Annotated in this window: 17 protein-coding genes and 1 pseudogene; 12 read left to right on the forward strand and 6 right to left on the reverse strand. The window is 61.3% G+C overall.

Going from position 1 to position 19,924, the window contains the following annotated elements; translation table 11 throughout:
* Positions 1-45: 45 nt before the first annotated feature.
* Positions 46-2,925: a C2H2-type zinc finger protein gene (locus FPJ27_RS35505; protein ID WP_204426444.1), complete on the forward strand. Its 2,880-nt coding sequence runs from the start codon at positions 46-48 to the stop codon at positions 2,923-2,925.
* 207 nt (positions 2,926-3,132) lie between these two features.
* Here FPJ27_RS35505 and istB read toward each other — a convergent pair whose 3' ends face one another.
* From istB to FPJ27_RS35525, 4 genes and pseudogenes are all read right to left on the reverse strand, one after another.
* The gene (istB, locus tag FPJ27_RS35510) at positions 3,133-3,918 is read right to left on the reverse strand and encodes an IS21-like element helper ATPase IstB (protein WP_204426445.1); all 786 of its coding nucleotides are present in this window, start codon (positions 3,916-3,918) and stop codon (positions 3,133-3,135) included.
* 4 nt (positions 3,919-3,922) lie between these two features.
* A pseudogene (istA, locus tag FPJ27_RS35515) lies at positions 3,923-5,014 on the reverse strand (IS21 family transposase); the annotation flags it as partial.
* A 53-nt stretch (positions 5,015-5,067) separates the two neighbouring features.
* Entirely contained in the window at positions 5,068-6,105 is a 1,038-nt protein-coding gene (locus FPJ27_RS35520; protein WP_048985688.1) for an IS481 family transposase, read from the reverse strand.
* Positions 6,106-6,279: 174 nt separating this feature from the next.
* Positions 6,280-7,662, reverse strand: a complete 1,383-nt coding sequence (locus tag FPJ27_RS35525; protein WP_204426446.1) for a replication initiation protein — start codon at positions 7,660-7,662, stop codon at positions 6,280-6,282.
* Positions 7,663-8,476: 814 nt separating this feature from the next.
* On the opposite strand from FPJ27_RS35525, the gene FPJ27_RS35530 reads away from it, so the two are divergent.
* Together FPJ27_RS35530 and FPJ27_RS35535 are read left to right on the forward strand one after the other, a co-directional pair.
* Positions 8,477-9,685, forward strand: a complete 1,209-nt coding sequence (locus FPJ27_RS35530) for an AAA family ATPase (RefSeq protein WP_204426447.1) — start codon at positions 8,477-8,479, stop codon at positions 9,683-9,685.
* A complete protein-coding gene (locus tag FPJ27_RS35535) occupies positions 9,682-10,650 on the forward strand; it encodes a ParB/RepB/Spo0J family partition protein (RefSeq protein WP_204426448.1) in 969 nt (322 codons plus the stop codon). Before FPJ27_RS35530 ends, FPJ27_RS35535 begins: the two co-directional genes overlap by 4 nt.
* Positions 10,651-11,300: 650 nt before the next feature.
* On the opposite strand, the gene FPJ27_RS35540 is transcribed toward FPJ27_RS35535, so the two are convergent.
* The gene (locus FPJ27_RS35540; RefSeq protein ID WP_204426449.1) at positions 11,301-11,762 is read right to left on the reverse strand and encodes a hypothetical protein; all 462 of its coding nucleotides are present in this window, start codon (positions 11,760-11,762) and stop codon (positions 11,301-11,303) included.
* 15 nt (positions 11,763-11,777) lie between these two features.
* Entirely contained in the window at positions 11,778-12,029 is a 252-nt protein-coding gene (locus FPJ27_RS35545; RefSeq protein WP_204426450.1) for a hypothetical protein, read from the reverse strand.
* A 255-nt stretch (positions 12,030-12,284) separates the two neighbouring features.
* Between FPJ27_RS35545 and FPJ27_RS35550 the strand changes: the two genes are divergently transcribed.
* The 9 genes from FPJ27_RS35550 to FPJ27_RS35590 all read left to right on the forward strand — a co-directional run bounded on the left by FPJ27_RS35550 (position 12,285) and on the right by FPJ27_RS35590 (position 19,624).
* A complete protein-coding gene (locus FPJ27_RS35550) occupies positions 12,285-12,530 on the forward strand; it encodes a type II toxin-antitoxin system ParD family antitoxin (RefSeq protein ID WP_204426451.1) in 246 nt (81 codons plus the stop codon).
* Positions 12,520-12,819 carry a type II toxin-antitoxin system RelE/ParE family toxin gene (locus FPJ27_RS35555; RefSeq protein ID WP_204426452.1) on the forward strand — a complete coding sequence of 100 codons (300 nt, stop codon included), beginning with the start codon at positions 12,520-12,522 and terminating at the stop codon, positions 12,817-12,819. Before FPJ27_RS35550 ends, FPJ27_RS35555 begins: the two co-directional genes overlap by 11 nt.
* Positions 12,820-13,190: 371 nt before the next feature.
* On the forward strand, positions 13,191-13,505 hold the full coding sequence (locus FPJ27_RS35560) for a hypothetical protein (RefSeq protein WP_204426453.1): 315 nt from the start codon (positions 13,191-13,193) through the stop codon (positions 13,503-13,505).
* Positions 13,506-13,601: 96 nt separating this feature from the next.
* Positions 13,602-13,844, forward strand: coding sequence for an AbrB/MazE/SpoVT family DNA-binding domain-containing protein (locus FPJ27_RS35565; protein WP_204426454.1), 243 nt, complete (start codon positions 13,602-13,604; stop codon positions 13,842-13,844).
* Positions 13,841-14,251, forward strand: a complete 411-nt coding sequence (locus FPJ27_RS35570) for a type II toxin-antitoxin system VapC family toxin (RefSeq protein WP_204426455.1) — start codon at positions 13,841-13,843, stop codon at positions 14,249-14,251. Before FPJ27_RS35565 ends, FPJ27_RS35570 begins: the two co-directional genes overlap by 4 nt.
* Before the next feature lie 73 nt (positions 14,252-14,324).
* On the forward strand, positions 14,325-14,525 hold the full coding sequence (locus FPJ27_RS35575) for a hypothetical protein (RefSeq protein WP_204426456.1): 201 nt from the start codon (positions 14,325-14,327) through the stop codon (positions 14,523-14,525).
* Positions 14,526-14,776: 251 nt separating this feature from the next.
* On the forward strand, positions 14,777-16,738 hold the full coding sequence (locus FPJ27_RS36725) for a hypothetical protein (protein WP_239483409.1): 1,962 nt from the start codon (positions 14,777-14,779) through the stop codon (positions 16,736-16,738).
* The gene (locus FPJ27_RS35585; RefSeq protein ID WP_060715300.1) at positions 16,732-17,769 is read left to right on the forward strand and encodes an ATP-binding protein; all 1,038 of its coding nucleotides are present in this window, start codon (positions 16,732-16,734) and stop codon (positions 17,767-17,769) included. The genes FPJ27_RS36725 and FPJ27_RS35585 overlap by 7 nt, the downstream gene beginning before the upstream one ends.
* A complete protein-coding gene (locus FPJ27_RS35590) occupies positions 17,762-19,624 on the forward strand; it encodes a hypothetical protein (protein WP_204426457.1) in 1,863 nt (620 codons plus the stop codon). The genes FPJ27_RS35585 and FPJ27_RS35590 overlap by 8 nt, the downstream gene beginning before the upstream one ends.
* Positions 19,625-19,924: the final 300 nt, after the last annotated feature.

Genomic DNA, 19,924 nt, shown 5'->3' on the forward strand with positions numbered 1-19,924 from the left:
CAATTAAATCACCTTTGCTCATTCAAACTGTGTGGTGAATGGGTATTGGATGTCAAGGAAATCAGGCATATGTACAAGAACCAGGGGGGGCGCGCAGGCGGTTCAGGCCGAACAAGTCGCCGGCGCAATGAGCATGAACAGGCCGACAGTGGCGAAGCAGGCTCTCGCACTCAAAGCAGCGAAAAGATCAAGAAGCAGCTCAGCGAATGGTTGCGCAGGCCGGAGAATGCCGACCGGGGCGACTTTGATACGGCGGTCGGCTATCTCGCCTGGAGGATCAAACATCCGATTCACCTTCAGGATGCCAGCGGAGCCATTCGAGCGTTCCCCGGTTTGCCAGGTCAGTCAAGGGGTTGGGGCAAGGCGATCAGTATTCCCGCGCCTGCACCTGGTCGAGGGGATCACGCAGAACGTTCGCCGTGGTCGAGTCTTGAACCGATCGTCCACGCTGTACCCGAGGGGCAGGGGTTGTCGCCGCATGAGGTTAGCGCGTATGCGCAATATTTCTGGAAGCGGGGTGAGGCCGTCAGGGCGCTCACGGCCTTGATGAATTCGAGTGGTAGCCGGCAGGCGCATCATCGCAGCGACTGGTCTGCGTTTGTGACGGGACCGTCGGGCGAGCGTCGGCCCGAGGAAGCCTTGCTCCGGCGGGTGAATACGGTGGCGGATTACATCGGAAAGATCAGGCAGGAGGAGCAGCGCGCAGCGCGCGCGCCGTCGTCCATCGCGCCGATGTCGGAGTCGCCCACGACAAGTCCGATGATGCCAGACACTCAGCCCATGGCAGTCGACATGGTCGACACCGGTGCTGATGATCAGGCGCAGATGATGCCGTCGCCGGATTCCGCATACCCGTCGGTTGCGCTGGCCGACACGGGGACACAGGCCGATGAGCCGGGACAGTCCGCGGACATCCTGGAAACGGCCATGCAGGTGTTGAATGACCCCGAGCCACAGACCGATGAGCCAGGACAGGTCGAGGATGTCCTGGCACAGGCGATGGCGGTGTTGAACGAAGATGGCGCGGCCGAAGACGTCGTGGATGACGCGTCGTACGAGGCCGCACTCGCGGTGCAGCGTGAACTGGAAGATCGGTATCTGGCGCGATTTGTCGAGTGGCTTGCCACGCAGGAACTGGAGATCCAGGAGACGAGTGGTCGAGGAAATAATTGCTCGCTGTATGCATTGAACATGGGGGCTCGAGCAACGCAGCGGCGCCTGATTGAGGAGACCACCCTGGATGAGGCCGTGCAAGAGCAGCGTCAAACTTTCGTTGATGAACCGGGACATGGCGGGATGTTGACGGCGATGCTCGCGCTGGATGCGGACCGAGGCGGCCATGGTCGGAGCTTGATCAGGAACCTGAATGAGGCCTATGGGATTGCAGGAGGCGACGAGGGGTTCGTGGTGGCGATGTATCGCCCGATCACGGCGATTTCGATGGACGATGCGAATGGGGCATTCGTGCCGTCCTATATGGACGAGCATGGTGTCGTGAATGAGTGCCCGGCGGACCCGACGCGGCTCATTCGAGTCATGCAGACGGATCATCACTACGCGGTGATTTTACCGCGCGAGGCGGCTCATGCAGCGCCTCCGGTCAGCAAAAAGAGGTCGCGCCGCACCAAGAATCAAAAGAAGGAGCAGGCCAGCGCTAACGCGGATTGGCCGGCTCCGTGCGATCTCTGCGGTCGGCAGTTCAAGACCCCGGATGGGTGGAAGAACCACATGTTTAAGGAGCATAAGATACCGAATATTTGTGAGTTTTGCGGGAACGGCTATGCAACGGCTAGCACGCTCAAAAGACATCAGCAGCATAGTCACGTCGGCGAACAATCTCATCCGCACAAGGCTCATGGCAAAGGTACTCCAGATTCGAATTTCATTGGGAAGCACGCACCGATTTCTGTTGAGAAGCGAACGTTCGTTTGTGATGTCTGCCATAAAACCTATTCAAGTCGACGTGCCCTGAAAATGCATCAGCTCACTCATGATAAGGGGAGGACTTACTCATGCACGAGTTGCGATGAAGTATTCGGTAATTCAATTACCCTCGCTCGGCACAAGAAAGCACATCTCAGGGAAGAGTCCCTCGGCATCGATTCCCAGGATGGGCCTCCTGATGGGCTGAATAGCTTTAATGAGGAAAATCTGTCGGATGCGAGAAAGGTGACTTACACTTGCCAGGATTGTGGGGCGAAATATACGCATCCAGGATCCCTCGCAAGGCATAAAAAGATGCATACGGAGGGAAAGGCCTTTGCTTGCGATACCTGTGGGAAATTATTTGGGGCGTCGAGCGATCTTAAGGAGCATAAGAAATCTCATTCGGACGTAAAGCCTTACATGTGCCAGATTTGCGACGCCAAGTTCAAGCATAAAAAAAGTCTCGCAATGCACAATCAGGATCATGTTGATGAAAAGTCATTCGTTTGCGGTGTTTGCGATAAATGGTTCAGGAGTTCCAGGGATCTTAAGAATCACGAAATAAGGCATATCATCGAAAGACCGTATGCTTGCACGGCCTGCGATTCGAGATTTCCTAGCGCAGCCTCTCTCTCTCGGCATAAGCAGGAGCACGCCGAAAAGAAATCTTTTGTTTGCGATGTGTGTGCCAAGTGGTTTAAAACATCGACTCGACTCAAGGAGCACAAGAGAACGCATACGGGAGAAAGCCCCTATGCGTGCAGTCATTGCGACAAAAGATTCAAGAGTTGGGGAAACCTTGATAGGCATAATCGAATTCATACCGGGGAGAAGCCGTACATATGCAGCATCTGCAATGCACCGTTTAGAAGCGCAGATAATCTTAAGTCGCATGCGCGAACGCATGCTGGAGAAAAACCGTTTGCGTGTGATGTATGTGGGCGAAAGTTTTCAAGTCAGTCGAATATGTCAAGGCATCATGCAAAACATACACGATAAGACCCTGGAGGCGCTCACTTTGCAGCCAGGTGCTGTGTTCGACTAGGCCTTGAGAAAACGTACGCAGCAAGCTGTTCTAACCGGCGTCAATCTGCATGATGAGTCCTGGGTTGGGCTTTGGCGGTGAGAAACGCCAGAGCCTCTCTCAAACGGATCAAGCAGCGGGGTCGTGGTTGATTGCGATCGAGGACCCAGGGATGGTTGGTGTCAGCGCCGCGCGCCGGATAGGGGCCATCGTCGATGCGGTTCATGGAGGGTTGCGTCGCTTTGGCTGCGCTGGCTCTTGCCTTCGAACACGAGCCGGTAGGCGCCGTGGCGTAATCGATCGAGCGTCGCGGCACCGAGGATGCGGTTGTCAGGGAAGGCCGCGCCCCATTCCTCGAGATCGAGATTCGAAGTCAGGATGGTCGAAGTTCGCTCGTACCGGGCGGCAACGAGATCGTGGAAGTCCTCGTCGTGCGGCACGCGCAGCGGCTTGAGCGCGAAGTCGTCGATGATCAGCAGCGGCACCCGGACGTACTGCTGGAACTTCCTGTCGTAGGCGTCGGTGGCCCGCGCGGCGTGGAGCTTTTTGAGCAGTTCGGTTTGCGAGATGAACAGCACGTTGTGCCCCTGACGGGCGGCGCAGTGACCGAAGGCCTGCGCCAGATGGCTCTTGCCAGTGCCGGTCTGGCCAGCCATCAGGATTCCGACTTTCTCGTCCAGGTAGCGGCCGGTGGCGAGATCGTGGACATAGGCCCGGTTCAGGTTCGGCAGCAGATCGAAGTTGAAGGTCTCGAGCGTCTTGCCCATCGCGAAGCCGGCCCGCGACAGGCGGGCGTTGAGCTTCTTGTTCTCGCGACGCGCAACTTCGTCGTGCAGTAGTGTCGCGAGGAACTCGGTGTAGGCGAGCTGTCCGTCGATGGCCTCGCGGTTGCGCAGTTCGAGCGAGTCGAGGATGCCGGACAGGCGCAGCTGTTTGAGGATGGTGTTCAGTTCTGGACTGGGGTTCATGGGATCAATGGAGCAGCAGCGAGTGGAGATCGCGGCCGAAGCGGCCGCCGTTCAGGTACGTGTCGGCGTTCGCCGCCGCGGGCTTGGGCACGCTTTCGCTCTCGAGCCCTTTGTCGAGGATGCCCTTGACCGTGCGGTACTTCGGGCTGTTGAAGGCGAGTGCTCGAGCGCAGGCGGCGTCCAGCCGCTGATCGCCGACCTTCTCCCGCAGCCGGACGATGCCTTGCGCGCCGCGCAGATTGACGAGTACCGTGTCGTGGAACAGCGCGAGGACGACGTCGTGGCACGACGGCCCGATCTCCTTGGCGCGCGCCAGGCACCACTGCGGATCGTGCTCGAGCCAGGCCTGCGCCTCGGGCGGCTGATGGGCCTGCACGGTATGGCGGCCGCCGGCGGGTCGTCGCGGATGTGTGGCGACGAGCTCGTGCCGATGGAACAGCTGGATGACCGTGTCGGTCGCCTTCAGCCACAGCTCCTTGCCGACCAACGCATACGGCGCCGAGTACCGCGCGTACTTGTAGACGACGTGGCCGTCGCGGTGCAACTTCACGCATTCCCAGACCGACAGCTTCGGGGGCACGTCGGGCAACGACATGAGCAGCGGTTTTTCGATCGCGAAGCGCGTCAGCGGTTGCTCCTGCGTGGTGCCGTGGGTGCGGGTACCGGCCTGCTGCATGACCCACTCGCGCAACTGCCGGTTGGCGTCGGTCCGGTCGCGGAACTCGCGCAGCGGCACGAACGATTTCTTGACGTATTTGACGCCCGCCTCAACGATTCCCTTTTTCTGGGGATCACGCGGCGGACAGGCGTCGATCCGGAATCCATACCCTTCGGCCAAGGCGGCGTAGGAGCGCTGCGCGGCCGGATCGTAGCGACACGCCCGGATGATCGCGCACTTCGCGTTGTCGATGATGACCCGGCTCGGTACGCCACCGAACCATTCGAAGGCGCGCCGGTGACAGGCCAGCCACGTCTCGACAGTCTGGTCCGGAACGATCTCGGCGTACTGATGGCGCGACCAGCACAGCGTCATCACAAAGATCCAGGTTTTGAGCTCAATCCCGTCGACCGTCAGCATCGGCCCGGCGCCGAAGTTGTATTAGCCGGGACTTGATCTGACAGGTAGTCGGGCCGACAAAGAACGAGTCATCAATGGGGGATGAGTTTCTCCTTGGCGAGATCGAGCGAATCGAGGAAAGTGCGCATCGGCGTCTTGCCGTAACACCAGCGCCCCTGATGCTCTCGTTCATTGTTGTACTGGTCGAGCCACGCATCAAGGTCCGTCTGCAAGGTGGTGATCGAGTCGTAGATCTTCTTGCGGAAGACGATGCGATAGAACTCGTTGAGCATGGTCTTGTGCAGCCGTTCGACGATCCCGTTGGTTTGCGGCGACTTGGCCTTTGTTCGGGTGTGGTCGATGTCCTCCAAGGCCAGATACAGCTCGTATTCGTGATGCTCGGGGTTGCCGCAGTATTCGGTGCCGCGGTCTGTCAGCACGCGTAGCAGCGGAATGCCGAAGCCGTCGAAGAACGGGACAACGCGATCGTTGAGCAGGTCCGCCGCCGGCAAGGGTGTCTTGCGATCGTAGAGCTTGGCGAACGCAACCTTCGAGTAGGTATCGACGAAAGTTTGCTGGTAGACACGGCCGACGCCCTTGAGGCTGCCGACATAGAACGTATCCTGCGCGCCGCAGTAGCCCGGACATTCGGACTCGAATTCGCCGTGCACTTCCTTCTCGTGCTTGGCTCGTTCGAGCGCGACGAGCTGCGCCTCGGTCAGCACCAACCCCTCCTGGGCGGACTTGGCTTCCAAGGCCTTCAGGCGCTTCGGCATGGTCTCCAGATCGTGGCGCAACCAGATGCTACGGACGCCTTGGGGCGAGACGGACAGCGCATGCCGTTTGAGGACCTCGTTGGCGATACGCACCTGACCGTAGGCTGGCAATTCGAGGGCCAGTTCGACAACGGCGGCCTCGACCTGCGGATCCACGCGGTTCTTGAGCAGTGGCCGGTGGTGGGAAATCTCCTGCAGCGCAGCTTCACCGCCTCGATCGTACAGTTCCTTAAATCGGTAGAAGCTGTCGCGCGAGTAACCCATCACGCGACAGGCCTGGCTGACGTTGCCGAGCTGTCGGGCCAACTCGAGTATGCCGACCTTGGCACGAATTACCTTCTGCTCCTGAGTCATGGTGGACTCCTTGCTGTTCGCGGCGCGCATTGCCGCTACGGGCTACGCCCTTCGCGCCAATGCGCGCCAGCATGAAAAACCAACCACTGTCAGATTTAGTCTAGTCCACCGCACCTCATCGCACCTCACCGCCCCTGTCTGCAAGAACGGGATTCACCTGACTTCCAGGCGCCCTCACCGGAGGTTTGCTCGAACCGAACGCGTCTGCATGAAGACGTAGAGCGAGAAAGCCGCTCGCAGGGCCTCATGTTGCGAAAGCGAGGCCTCATTCAAGTCGGCCATCGGATCGATACTCAACCGACGCATCGTAAGCTTCGCAGCCGGAGTCCGTTTGTAGTTGCGACGCCAATCCTCTCTTTGTTCCGGCGTCGCGGCCTCGTACGCATCCCAGCCCTGCCGAACCTCATCGCCCATCCGTTCCTGTGCACTCACCTCCTGTGCTGCGGCCTGCAGTGCTACGCGGTTTCGAGCTTGTGCTTTTGCTTCGGTCTGTTGTTGCTCACGCTCAATAAGAGATTGCTGAACCTGCACCATTTCACGCTCGGCGTCGGAGACTGCCCAACCTTCTTTGAGAGCCTTCATGAAAAAGCCAGCCGGACTCTTCGTCACCTTGCCCAATTTCAAGCTGAAGCGAGTACGGTCGATCGCTTGCTCGAGATGAGCATCGGTGTAGGTATCTCGATCGCCAACGATCTGATTGAACTGCGCTGTCGAAAGGCCAAACTCCTGCTTCAGGGTTTGATAGATTGCCTTGGCGTGCTCGTGCGTATGCAACATCCGTTCGGCGAGATCTTTGCGGCTGATTCGGAATCGGAGACTGCCAATCTTTCGCGAACCCGGCAGGTTCCGCGTTTCGTACGCCAGGGAGAGGTCGGAAACCTCGTTGATCTGCTGGACCGCAGGTTCGAGCCAGTCTCGTTTAAAGTACTTGAACACCTGCGCATTCGCGCCCATCTCTCCCTGCCACCCACGCAGCTCGTCGAGCGGGATCCAGTCCGTCTGCCCATCATCCGCGTGCGGAAGCAAGTGGTCATACATCACCCGCGCGTAGGACAAGGTGAACATCGAGGTGATGCGCAGACTCAACCAATGCGACTTACCCTTCCCTCGAATAATTCCAATCAGGTCGGGCGGGACACGAAATTGAAAGCGGCCGCCCTGGTAGGAGATCCGGCCGATCAGTTGTGTCGAGCCGAAGGGCCGTTCACCGTCAGCTTCCGCCGGCGCCGTCGCTTGGATAAGGGCCTTTTGTGCCTCGGTGATGACCTGCTCGAGGTGGGTGTTGTTGCGGCTCGAGTAGCGCATGAGCCATTTGAAGTAGTCCAGCTCCACGTCATAGAGGTCACGGGGCCGTTCGTCGTAGGCGACAATGAAGTATGCTGCATCGATCAAGCGGCGGGCGGCCACACCTAGGTCGACGATTCGAATAAGGACGTTGTTACGAGAAAAACCAATGTCTGACCGGGCACTATCGACGGGCAGCCCTTCTGCCGACGCATCATCGAACAGGGCAAGCGCCAACTGCTGAGAGGTCGCCAATTGCCCTCTTTCTGCCATGCCGTCCTCCGCCATCGCGCTGCATTTGTCATATTGGAGCGTAAGGTACCGGGGGCAAAGTGAACTGTCAACACATACAACCTCACCTTTACCGCGTGGGTTCCACAGATCACCTCACCTTTTAGCCCATTCGCCTCACCACCGCGCCCAAAAACCTCACCTTAGTCGCCAATTTCACTCACCATTCTATGGACTTCTCCTCACCTTCCATCTCAATCCACAGCGCCTTCAGCACACAACCCCTCACCTCGCGAACCTAACGTATTGATTTATAAAGACTGCGCCTGTGCTGTTAGTGGTTGGTTGGTTTTCTTTGTTTACAACAACAACCAACCCGGCAAACCAGAGGGACACCCGGGCGAGAAAGCCCGTGGATGACGACCAGATTTCTCACGAGCTCAAAGTGCGGAGCGACCTGGTATTTCCGGCGTTCCTGGGGCTTACAGACCGCGATCGATGGTGAGGTGGATTGTGTAATCCGCCTAAACGAGGCCAACCCCCCCGGGGCATGGGCCGCCTAAGGTGAGGGATATTGTGTTCGAGGGCGTTGCAGGCAAAGCCATACTCCGAGTATCCACCGCACAAATCACCTCACCTTGCACCTGCTCCGGTGCTTCTGTTCGCTCTGGAAAGCCAATGGACGCCGGTATTTGGTGCCGAGCGTGCAAATAATCAGATCCCGACGCGAATTACATAGCCATTCTTCGGTCTAGCGAGTATTCTACGGTTCGTGTTTAAAAACTGCAGAACCGTATAAATCTGCGGTGAGCGTAAAAAAAATCACCTCACCGTTGAACTCAAGAGGAAGCGTCTAATGAAAATAAGCGAGTTGCCAGCAGTCGAGCGGCAGGTGAAGCTATCTCAGCTCGGCGAGTTTGCAAAACGATTGTCCGTGATGACCGACGAGCTTCGTGAGGACATCTTGGCCCCGCGGCCCCGCAAGAACCCGCCTGTATTCACGATCGGCGAACTGAGCGAGATGTGTGGCCTTGATCGCCAGAAGATCAACTATATGGCGACGAAGGAAGGCGGCGATCTGCCGCCTGGCGAAGCTCACGGTTCGGGCCGCGCTCGCATCTTTACGCTGGCTGAAGCGCGCACGTGGGTGCAGAAGGCTTCGAACATCTTTCAGACTGCGCTCGTAACTGGTAAGGGGCAGCATCGCGGCCGGGTCCTCATCACGGCAAACTTCAAGGGTGGCTCGACGAAGACGACTATCACAATGTGCGAGGCTCAGGCACTTAGCTTGCGCGGCCGCCGGGTCCTTGTCATTGACCTGGATCCGCAGGCATCTCTGTCTGAGCTTTGCGGGTTGTATGCAGAAAAGGATGTGACGTGGGAAGACACGGTGCTGCCGTTCATTTATGACCCCACCATTGAGGGTGGTATGGCGTCAAAGGTTCAGTCCACCTACTGGGATGGGATCGACGTCATTCCGGCGCACAACTATCTGCATGATGCCGAATTCCACCTGCCGACAGCTCAGAAGGAAAATCCGGGATACGAATTCTGGTCAGTTCTGCGTCGCGGCATTGAGCCGCTTCGTTCTGAATATGACTACATCATCCTCGACACCGCACCTTCGCTGTCCTACTTGACCTTGAACGGGCTCATGGCCGCAGACGCGATGGTGATGCCTCTCGTTCCGGAAAGCCTTGACTTCATCTCGTCGGTATCGTTCTGGTCGCTGTTCTCCGAAATTGCAGCAGGCTTTGTCGAACACGAGCTCGACAAGACCTATGACTTCATTTCGGTATTGCTCTCGAAGGTGGATTACGGCGCGGTGTCGTCGGCCCCAGCGGTCCGAGTCTGGGCTCAACGCGCGTACGGAGACTGGCTTTCGGCGACTGAAATCCCTGCAAGCTCCGTGATGAGCAATGGTGCGCTGGCGCTGTCGACAGTCTTTGACCTTTCTCGATCCGACGGAGTCGCGAAGACATTGGCGCGGGTGAAGCAACCGTTGATGGACCACTGTAAATGGATCGACGACCAGTCGGTCGCGCGCTGGAGGGCGGAGGCATGAGTAACCTGCGAGAACGGATGATGAGCAAGACAGCGGGCTTGCGTGCGGCCAAGGACATCGAGCTCGGAGCGCAGCCTGAGAAGCCTGCTACCCCGAGAACTGCGCCCGGAATGGCAGCGGCACTCGCGACTGCGCAGGCGCGCATCTCGGAGCTGGAGCGGAACACGACTTCGCACGAATTACCGGTGGCGGACATCGTGCCCAATCCGTGGCAGCCCCGGCGGGTCTTCAATGAGGCGAAGCTCACCGAGCTCGCGGAGTCAATTCGCGAGTCGGGTCTGATTCAACCGATCATCGTTCGAAAGGCTGCGTCGGGCTATCAAATCGTGGCTGGGGAGCGACGGTGGCGGTCGCATAAGATGATCGGGAAAGACGCGATCAAAGCAGTGGTTACCGATATCTCGGACCAGGATATGGCGATGCTAGCCTTGGTCGAGAACGTTGTTCGCGATGGTCTTACCGACTACGAGATCGCTCGCTCGGTCCGCGAAACAGAGAAGGAGTTTCCGAATCGGAAGCGGATGGCCGAGGGCCTCGGAATTTCTCGTTCCGAGCTCTATCGGTATTTGGCATTCGCGGAATTGCCCGCCTTCATCCTCAAGGACCTTGAGCTTCAACCCCGGCTACTCGGTGCCCACGCCGCGGAGGCTGTTGTCGCCGTTCTTCGAAATCGTGAAGGGCGTGCGATCGAGATTGCTGAAGAGCAATGGGCGCAGGTGGTTGCCGGTGAGCTCGATCAGACGAAGCTTGCGAAGACGATGAAGCTCGCAATCGAAAGCGATGGCAAGGCGGCCGCCGTGAGCGATCGCCAGATCGACAAAATTTTCGCGGGAAAGAATCAGGCAGGTTCGATCACCAGGGACGCTGGAAACTTTACGGTGAAGATCAAGGCGGGGATGCTCACATCAGAAAAGGAAGAGAAGATCCGGGCTCTTATTTCGCAGCTGTTTTCTGCTCCAGACTGACACCTCTTTAGTTCCGCCCACGCCCGCAGTTCGCGGGCTTTTTTTCGGGCGCCGGCTGGTGTCCCCAATGGGGACACCAGCGGCCCGCTGGCTATTGGTCGGCGAAAAAGCCAACAGTGTCCCCATTGGGGACACGCGTCCTATCGAGCGTCCCTCCGTATAATCGAGCATGGTATTTCACGCTTGCGGGAAAGATGGTTTCCATTGGCCAAGCGTACTGCGCAGCAATACAACCGGGGTTGAAGCCACTGCCCCAGCAGCTGGGGCAGCGCAATATCCTAGTTGCGGCCTAGATTGCCCCAGACGCGATGCTGGCAGGGCGCCGGATCTCATCCACCGAGGTTGCGAACCTTACCACCTCGTCCGCACAGGCTAGGACGGGGTCATTGGAAGGTCGGGAAAAGTCTGTTCAACGCGCGACAGTCCTCGTCTGGCTTTCGAGTCATCTTCGGCTCTTTTGAGCAAGCAATCTTGGCGACTGGAGCAAATAAATGACGGCGCCCGCAAAGCTGGTGTCGCAGCGAAGAAGTTGCGCGGGAACGGGGCCGCCGCTGCATCTGGCCGGGTGCGACGTATAAAGGGAACGTGAGGCGATGTCGGCACAAGGGTTGCTGGTGCTTTTACCGTCTGTATCGCGGTGCGTACGTGGTTCATCGGGTCGCGAATGTCGGACGGATGTGCTCGTAGGGCGGCATTGCCGATAGCGACTGGCAGAAGCCGTCCAGGAACGCGACTGCGGTATTCACACTCCACTCAGCCGTCCCATGTCCGATCATCCGGTCCGGAAAGAGCGGATTACCCTTTCTCGTCAGTGGATTTTTCGCGAAACGGCCTCCCAGTCCCTTCTCAAACTGCGCGAGCTTGTCCCCGCTAGCATTCTCATCGGGATCCAGCCCCACCTCCCGGTTCTGCAACTTGTAGTGCATCAGAGCGTTGCGCAGGTCGGTCAGCAGGCTCGCACTTTGGTACAGGTCGCGCCCCTTGTCGAGCTTCGGCAACCCCAGCAAAAGCAGGATCGTCTCGAAGTTTTCCAGCGCCGATGCCCGCTCAACTAGTGCCACTTCCGACCAGATTCGACCAATCAGCGCGGCCTGCTCCCCACGAAGATTCATGTGATTCCGGGCGCCCTAGTCCCTGCACTCGGCAAACAGTTCGTGCACGAAGGCCTCGATCGCAGTAGAACTCATCATGATCGATGCCGTCGCGAACGCCTTGTGTTCGGCGCGCTGCGTCTCAGGCACGGATAGCGACGTATGTGTATGTGTGGCCTCAATCTCCAGTACCTTCCTCGCCAGCAGTGCGGCGCCGGTCAGATAATCCATTGAAAAATACGTGCGCATTTCGATACGCAACGACTCTCCGTAGGTAATGGTGGTCATCGGTCTATTCCGGCGAAGTGGTTTCGGTTTGCCAGTGGACGCCCGACTGTACGGCACGACCGGCGCGCGTCCATTTCGGCTTCGTACAATACAACGCCCGTGGTGGCGCTATACCCTTAAACAGCATGGATTCTGACCCGGCGAACGGGATGCGGAGTCTAATAGCGCCGCCTACTAAATAAGATGCGCGCCTCGATCCCGTACGAGTGATACCAAAATTTGGTATAAAATGGTTCCATCATAAGGAGGTGCGCGATGGCACGGAACACTTCAATCTCGCTGGGGGATCACCTGACCCAGTTCGTGGACACGCAGGTCGCGTCTGGCCGCTACGGCTCTGCGAGCGATGTGGTGCGGGCCGGCCTGCGCCTACTCGAGACGCAGGAAGCCGAGTTGCGGGCGCTGCAGGAAGCGTTGAAGGCCGGTGACGCTTCGGGCGCGCCGGCCACGTTCGACAGCCAGGCGTTCCTGGCCCGGATGCGGGCCAAGCATGTCGGTTAAGGCTCGCACGGTACGCCTGACACCGCTGGCTGAGGACGATCTCGAGGATATCTGGGCCTACACGTTCGAGCGCTGGTCGCTCGAGCTGGCCGAGCACTATGTCGGCGAGTTGGCCGCGGCGTTCGATCGGCTGGCGGCCGGCGAGTGGGTGGGCCGGTCAAGCCGCGCGGGCGACGGCTGTCGGCGCTATCCGGTGGGCTCTCACGTGGTGTTCTATCGCGAAACGACCGAGACCCTTGATGTGATCCGCGTGCTGCACCAGCGGATGGACGTCGACCGGCATTTGTAGACCGGCACCCGCCGGTGGTGCCCGGCAGGCGACAGGACGATATTTGCCCACGATCGTCCCGGCCGCGGCCGGGGATTTCATAGACGGTCCAATGCTGTACGGAGATATGTCTCTGTACAACATTGGACCACGTCCGCGACGGGAGGTGGCCGCTTAGGCTTCGCCGCGTCGTTCCGGCCTGCTGGCGGTCCGAATCTCGCCGGCGGCCTCCGCGGCTCCCGCCGTGAATCGCTGCTAGGCGATCTCCAACTCGACCATCCAGGTATCGGCGTCGGTCGCGAGCCGTTCCTGGTGGAGCGTCAGCCAGGCGGCCAGCGCCGCGGGGTCGGCCCGATCGTTGGCCCGGCGTGGCGAAGTGGCGGTGCAGGTCGTTGACCGACACCGCGTGGCCAAACAGCACGCGCATCAGCTGTCGGGTCGTCGCGATCGTCGAATCGGGCGGGGGCGGGGCGATCGCCTGGACGAACGCGATCACCGCGCGCGCGGGCGCGGCGCTTGATGCCGCTCATCAGGCCGCGCAGCTGGCGGCTGCCGATCTCGGGGTGCTCGAGCATCGCCTGCACGGCTGCGTCGTGATCGGCGGGGGTAAAGAAGGGCATGGTCAAACTGTTCTGTATGGAGATATATCTGTATACAGAACGGTTTTCCGCGTGTCGAGCCGGGTGCAAAAGTGCTACCTCCGATAACTATCCTTACGAGAGGCGCCTCGGCGCTGATTGCGAACCGAACCAAACGGGGATATGCTGTGACATATGCCGTTTCGTTTGAATAGGAGTCGTCCCATGCCAACACCTGACACCCGCCATGCGCGCCTGTTCCGCAATGGGCGCAGCCAGGCCGTGCGGATCCCGCGTGAGTTCGAGCTGCCGGTTTCGGAAGTCACCATCCACCGGGAAGGCCGGCGCTTGATCATCGAGCCCGTGGAGGCCGCGCCGTTGCGTGAGCTGTTCGCCCAATGGACTCCGCTGGACGAAACGTTTCCCGACATCGATAGCCTGCCGGCTGAACCGGTCGACATCGAATGACGCTGTATCTGCTCGACACCAACATCTTGTCGAACGTGATCCGCGACCCGCGTGGCGCCTGCGCCACCCGCATCGGGCAAACACCGCCCGAACACATGTGCACCTCGATCATCGTGGCGGCGGAGTTGCGATTTGGCGTCTGGAAGCGTGGCTCGTCCACCCTCGCGCAGCGGGTCGAGCAACTGCTCGCGAGCTTGACTGTGTTGCCGTTGCAGCCCGACGCCGACCGGTGCTACGGCCGGTTGCGGGCCGACCTCGAGAAGCAAGGCCAACTGATTGGGGCCAACGATATGCTGATCGCCGCGCACGCGCTGGCGGTCGACGCCGTCCTGATCACGGACAATACGGCTGAATTTACCCGTGTCGCCGGCCTGCCGGTCGAAAACTGGTTGCGGCCGGCGACCTAACGCCGGCGCCAGCGGACCGGTGGATCCGACCGGAGCGATAACATTTACCCAGCGAACCCCAAGGAGCTCGACGATGACGCTGACAGGGATGCAGTTCAAGGTAGGCGAGTGGGGCAGGGGCGTGGCGGCCGGAGCGGCGCTGATCGCACTGGCGGCCGTCGACCGCGGGCTGTCGGCGCTCTGGCCGGCTAGCTACGGGCTGTTTCACCCGCTGGTGGCGATCGCTGCGGCGAACCTGCCGTTGCTGGCCGTGTATCTGATCATGCGGTCCTGAACGACGTCGAACCCGCTTGCACAACTAAATCTGTAACCAATCCGGTGCGGCGCAGCATTTCCGGCAATCCCTTGATCTACAAAGCGAAGCTGCCGGATGCGATTTCAACTAAATCTGTAACTATCGCGTCCGCGACGTCAACTAAATTTGTAACGTACTGCGCGATTTCAACTAATCTTGTGTCGTAATGGTCGATGCGCTGGCGGAGGCGACCGATGGCACGACGCTCACGCTTACGGGCAGGCGGTTCCTTGAACGACGGCACGGGATTGAACGACGTCGATCTTGCCGCTTGGCCGTCGATCGACGAGCTCGCGCTTTCCGCCGAGCGACGCGCGCTCTATCGGCGACGCGAGCGCGCGATCCGCCTGTACCTAAACGGCGCGACCGACCGCCAAATCCAAGCGGCCTGCAGCCTGGGCCGCGTCCAGACGTACCGGCTGCTGACCGAGCGCTGCCTCAAAACGCACCCGGATGGCCGCGTCAACGGCTGGCGAGGCCTCCTGCCATATACCCGCATCAAATCCTACGAACGAACTGCACCGCTCAAGCTCAACGCCTGGAGCGGCGGAGCCGTGGGAGCCCTGCAGTGGGTGTTCGAGTCGCCTGCGGGGCGTGGCCTCGAAGAGCGCCTGCGTGAGCGGATACTCGGCAAACGTAGTGACCTAGAAGCCTCGCGTCGGCCGCGCATGGCGGTGTTCCGCTGGTTTCTGGCTGAATTGCGTGTGCGCGGCTTCGAGCGGCGCGGCGAGTGGCCATTCAATGTCGAGAAACGCGGCTACGTCACGCTTACCCGCTACATTGACCGCGTGCTTGCCGAGCATCCCGCGCGGGCGCGCCAATTGGCCGGCGGAGAGGAAGCGGTGCGCAAGGCGCGCGCCAGCGACGGTACGCGCCGGCCGCCGCTGGCGCCGTTCGACCGCGTCGAGTGCGATGCGCACAAGCTCGACGCCCGCATGACGGTGATGGTGCCGTCCCCGCATGGGGGCACCGAGCCGCGCTTGATTCACCGCCTGTGGGTGGTAGTGCTGGTCGAAGTCGCCTCGCGCGCGGTGCTCGGCTACCACCTGAGCCTGCGGCGCGAGTGCGCCGCCGAGGATGTGCTGCGCGCCGTGCGTTGCGCGCTCGTGCCGTGGGTGCCGCGCGACCTGCAATTCGGCGACGCAGCCTACGTGCCGGGCGCGGGTCTGCCCTCGTATCGACTTCCGCCGCTCGCCGGTGCATGTTGGAACGAATTCAGTGTCGACGGCGCGCTGGCCAATATCTGCGCGCGCGTTGAAGGCGTGCTGCGCGACGTGGTTGGCGCGACGCTCGTCAAGCCGCAAGATCCGGCGAGCTATAGCCGTCGGCACAGCAAGGATGACCGGCCGTTTGTCGAATCGTTCTTCGGGCATCTGGCGGCCGGCGGCTTTCATCGACTATCGACCACGACCGGCAGTGCACCAGCCGATAAGCGCGGTGCCGATCCGGACGCGGCTGCACTTGCCACGCAGTTTCAGCTCGAATACGCGCAGGAGTTGCTCGACACGCTGATCGCCAACTACAACGCGACGCCACACTCGGGGCTGGGCTACCGCAGCCCCCTTGAGCAGCTCGAATTCCTGATGACTGAAGGGACGTGGACGCCCCGGGCGGCCGATCCGGATGCGGTGCGCCGCATAGTCGGCGTGCGCAAGCTCTGTACGCTGCTCGGCGGCGTCAAGACCGGCCGCCGCCCGCATTTCAACTTCGCCAACGCCCGCTACTCGGCCGAGTGGCTATGCCTGCGTACCGATCTGCTAGGCCAGGCTTTCTGGTTGCAACTCGACAATGAGGACGATGCGCGCTATGCCGCCGTGTCGACCCAGCGTGGGCAGTTCGTGGGCGTGGTACGCGCTGCACCCCCATGGCACCGCACGCCGCATTCGCTGTACGTGCGCGAGGCAATTCGCGCGCTCGAAAAACGCCGGCTGCTGCATCTGGCGAACCACGGCGACGCAGTCGAGGCGTTGATCCGGTACGCGGAAGCGGCGCCTGCGGGCAAACTGCCGGTACACCCCGCCTATCTTGAGGCGCGGCGCATCCTGCAGCAGCACGCGGAGCGGCTCGCCGGGCAATCGATGGTGAGCCTCGCCAAACGCCCCGAGGAGGCTGCCGTCGCCACGGCACCCGTGGCGCAGGAGCCGCGTCCTCCCGCGCCGTTGCCACCGATACGGAGAGCGCAGCAATGGTGACGTTTTCCGGGCCTGCGGAACCGCTCGTAGCCGCCCATGTGCCACGCGATCACCCGGTCGTCACGCGCGACTATTCGTTGTTCACGGTCGCGATTCACGACATGGTCGAGCGTATCGGCACCTGGCTGGACGACCAGATCGACGGCGCGACTATTTTCGGGCCGTCGCGCTTCGGCAAGTCGAGCGCCGTCGACCACTGGCTGCAGCGGCTGCTGTCCGAGCGCTACGGCGGTTATGTGCCGCTCGTCGTCTGGAGCCATACGGACTCAGGCAGCGCAACGGCCGTGGGACGCTTTTACGCGCACCTGCTCGAGGCCAGCGGGCACCGGCTGGCGCAGGCGCGGCGCAGCCCGCTCGAGCGCCAGACCATGCTTGTCGAGCGCTGGATCGAGCTTGCCGCGCAAGGCGGTGGCCGCTTTCTCGTGCTCGTGATCGACGAAGCGCAAGGCATGAGCCAGCGCGAATGGCTGTGGCTCGTCGAACTGCATAGCCTGCTCGAAAAGCAACGCATTCGCTTGTGCGTATTCTCGATCGCGTCGCTGCAGTTCTTCGACGAACCCCTTGGCATGGCACTGGCTGGGGGTGCTCATGTTGCCGCGCGCTTCATGCTGGCGTCCGCCCCGTTTCACGGCGTACGCACGGTAGACGAACTCGCCTATGTAATGCGCGGCTACGACGAGGGTAGTGAATGGCCAGCCGGTTCCGGTTGCTCGTTCACAGCAGGCCTGGCGCCACGTCCGTGGGCCGGCGGGTTCCGGATGGCAGATCAGGCCGAGGCGCTGATGCTGGCGATGCAGGACGCCTTGCCGCCGCGGTACGCGGGACCGGTCGATTTCCCGATGAAAACCGTCGCGCACGCGTGCCGGCACGTGTTGCTGCGCGTCGCCAGCGGCGCGGACGTTGACTCAGAGACATCGGCCACGGCCTGGCAAGCCGCCGTCGAGAATGGCGGCCACCGCACGCTGATGGCGCTGGTGTCGGCGACCGCGGCACTGCGCGGCGCAGGTCGCCGAGAATCCGGCCATGCCTGAGGTCCGCTTGACGTGGCACACCGGTAGTGTGCTGCCGTACGCGTCGCTCTGGCACACGGTGCTACGCGCCTGTGCACTCAATGCGCTGCATCCGCGCGACTTACCGTCGTGCCTGGCTCGCCCGCCCGCTAACGTAGAGTTGATCGAGAACCGCGGTCATGTTGACGAGACGGCATTCGCGCTCGCACTTGGCGAGTCGCCGACTGCCTTTCGGTGGTCGTCCCTCGGTGCGCTCCCACCTTGGCTGGATTGCGCGCTCGTTGTGCCGCGGCCGCGACTGTGCCTGGCCTGTCTGGCGGCTGGCTACCATGCCGCGCTGTTTTCCATCGCGCTGCTCGATACGTGCCCGATTCACGGTGTACCACTCGTCGATCGCTGCCACTGTGGAGCGCCATTTCCTGCGAGGTTGCGCTCGCTGACCGACTACGGGACGGCAGGCAGTTGCCGATGCGGTCGACTGCACTTTTTTACCCGCGACACTTGCCGTCAGCCCTTGCTCACCCCGGCCGCCACCCGCTGTCTCGATCCAGTTGCCGCTTGGCTGGAAGCGATGTCGAGCCTGATCCGCCCCGCTCGACTAGAGGAGGCCTTGCGTCAACCAACGGCCGACAGCATCGCATGGCTGGCCGCCGCTGCCGACACACTCGGCGTGCCATTTCCCGCGTGTTTCCGGACGATTCCCTCGATCCGTGCCGCGGCAGTAGCGTACGGCACCCGGGTCCCCGCAGTACCGTTGCGTCGTCCCGTGTCGCAGGAAACCGTCGCACGAAACTATGAGCGGACGTCGTATTGGCCGACGACGCCCGCCATCACGGTTTACCGAGCGCTCGCCCGCCACGTCCGACGACATCTGGCACCCGGCAGCGCGCGTTGGGTGGCTGGTTTCATCGAAGCCTGCGACTCGCTGGTGATTGCAGAGCAAGTGGCCGGTAGCCATCACGCGCGTCAAGCCTTTGTCGAGTTGCTCTGGGGGCGCGCGACCGAGTCCGGCATCGAACAGCGGCGCTGGCCCGATCGGCCGCCGCCGCAGGGGGTTAGAGCGAATTTCGTCGAGCCGGTGGCAGCCGATTGCCTAATCCGAGGCACGGCGGATGTCGAGGCCGAGGCCCGACACTGGCTCGCTTGCCATGCCGCGCGCGTAAGCCTGGGCTCCGCTTGGCGCGACGCGCAGGCGCGCGCGACGGCTTCTGCGCGATCCGGTGTGGCCGACTGGTCGGCCACCGCGCCCATCACGTCCTGGCGCGACAGCGCGTGGCTTGCGCGCGTGACGCCCTCCGGGCTTGCCTTCGTCTCCTCAAGTCAGGCGACCTGGGCAGCAGCCAACCATGTCGACAAAGCGACGCGTCAAGCAACTGATGCGGCCCGCCGACAGGTGCGTGGAGACACGATGTGGGCGGCCAGCCGGGGCGCGTGCCTGACCTGGTCCGACGACGCTGGATGGCACGTGATCGACGCGATCGCGCCAGCCAATGGCGATCTGCGGCGGCGCAGACTATTGGGGCTGCCTGCTGGACGCCCTTGGTGCTGGCTCTATCGGGCCGCCGACGGTCGCTTTGTCGCGCGCGTGGAGGGTGCCCGGTTGCAGGTGCTGGCCGCCACGCCCGCCGCAGCGATCATGGCGCTCCGGCGTTGTGCGACGGTCTATCGCCGCGTCTGCCAGGTTGCGCTGCCGCCCGCGACGTCGGTACCGCTTGTTGTACCCGAGCCGCTCGCCGCACGATCGGCGGCGGATTATCGGTTTTTCGTGGCATGTGTGCGGGGCGAGCGAGGGTTCTGGGACGACGCGAGCAAGCTAGCCGAGGCGGCACGTTGCTATCGCCGCGCGCAGGCGCAGGTAGTACGTCCTGAACCGTGACGCGTAGCGGTTCCTGTTCCGTCACGGGAGAACCACTCCCCCACTCCAACAGTGTTTTGCCACGCATCTCCAGCCGAAAGACTGCCCACGGCGGCTCCGCGCCCTACCGATGACCGGTAGTAACAAAATTAGTTGAAAACTAGTAACAAATTTAGTTGTGTGAGCGGGAACCCGGCCGCGGCCGGGTTTTTGTGGCGCGCGGTCAATGCCGATAAGTCCTCTTATCGGCATTGCGTTTAATGGAACAAAACCCCCGTCGTGCGATTCGCAGCGCCATTTTCCCCTGTTCTGTACTGACAT

This window comes from Burkholderia sp. MS455 (assembly GCF_016899445.1).
Classification (GTDB): domain Bacteria; phylum Pseudomonadota; class Gammaproteobacteria; order Burkholderiales; family Burkholderiaceae; genus Burkholderia; species Burkholderia pyrrocinia_C.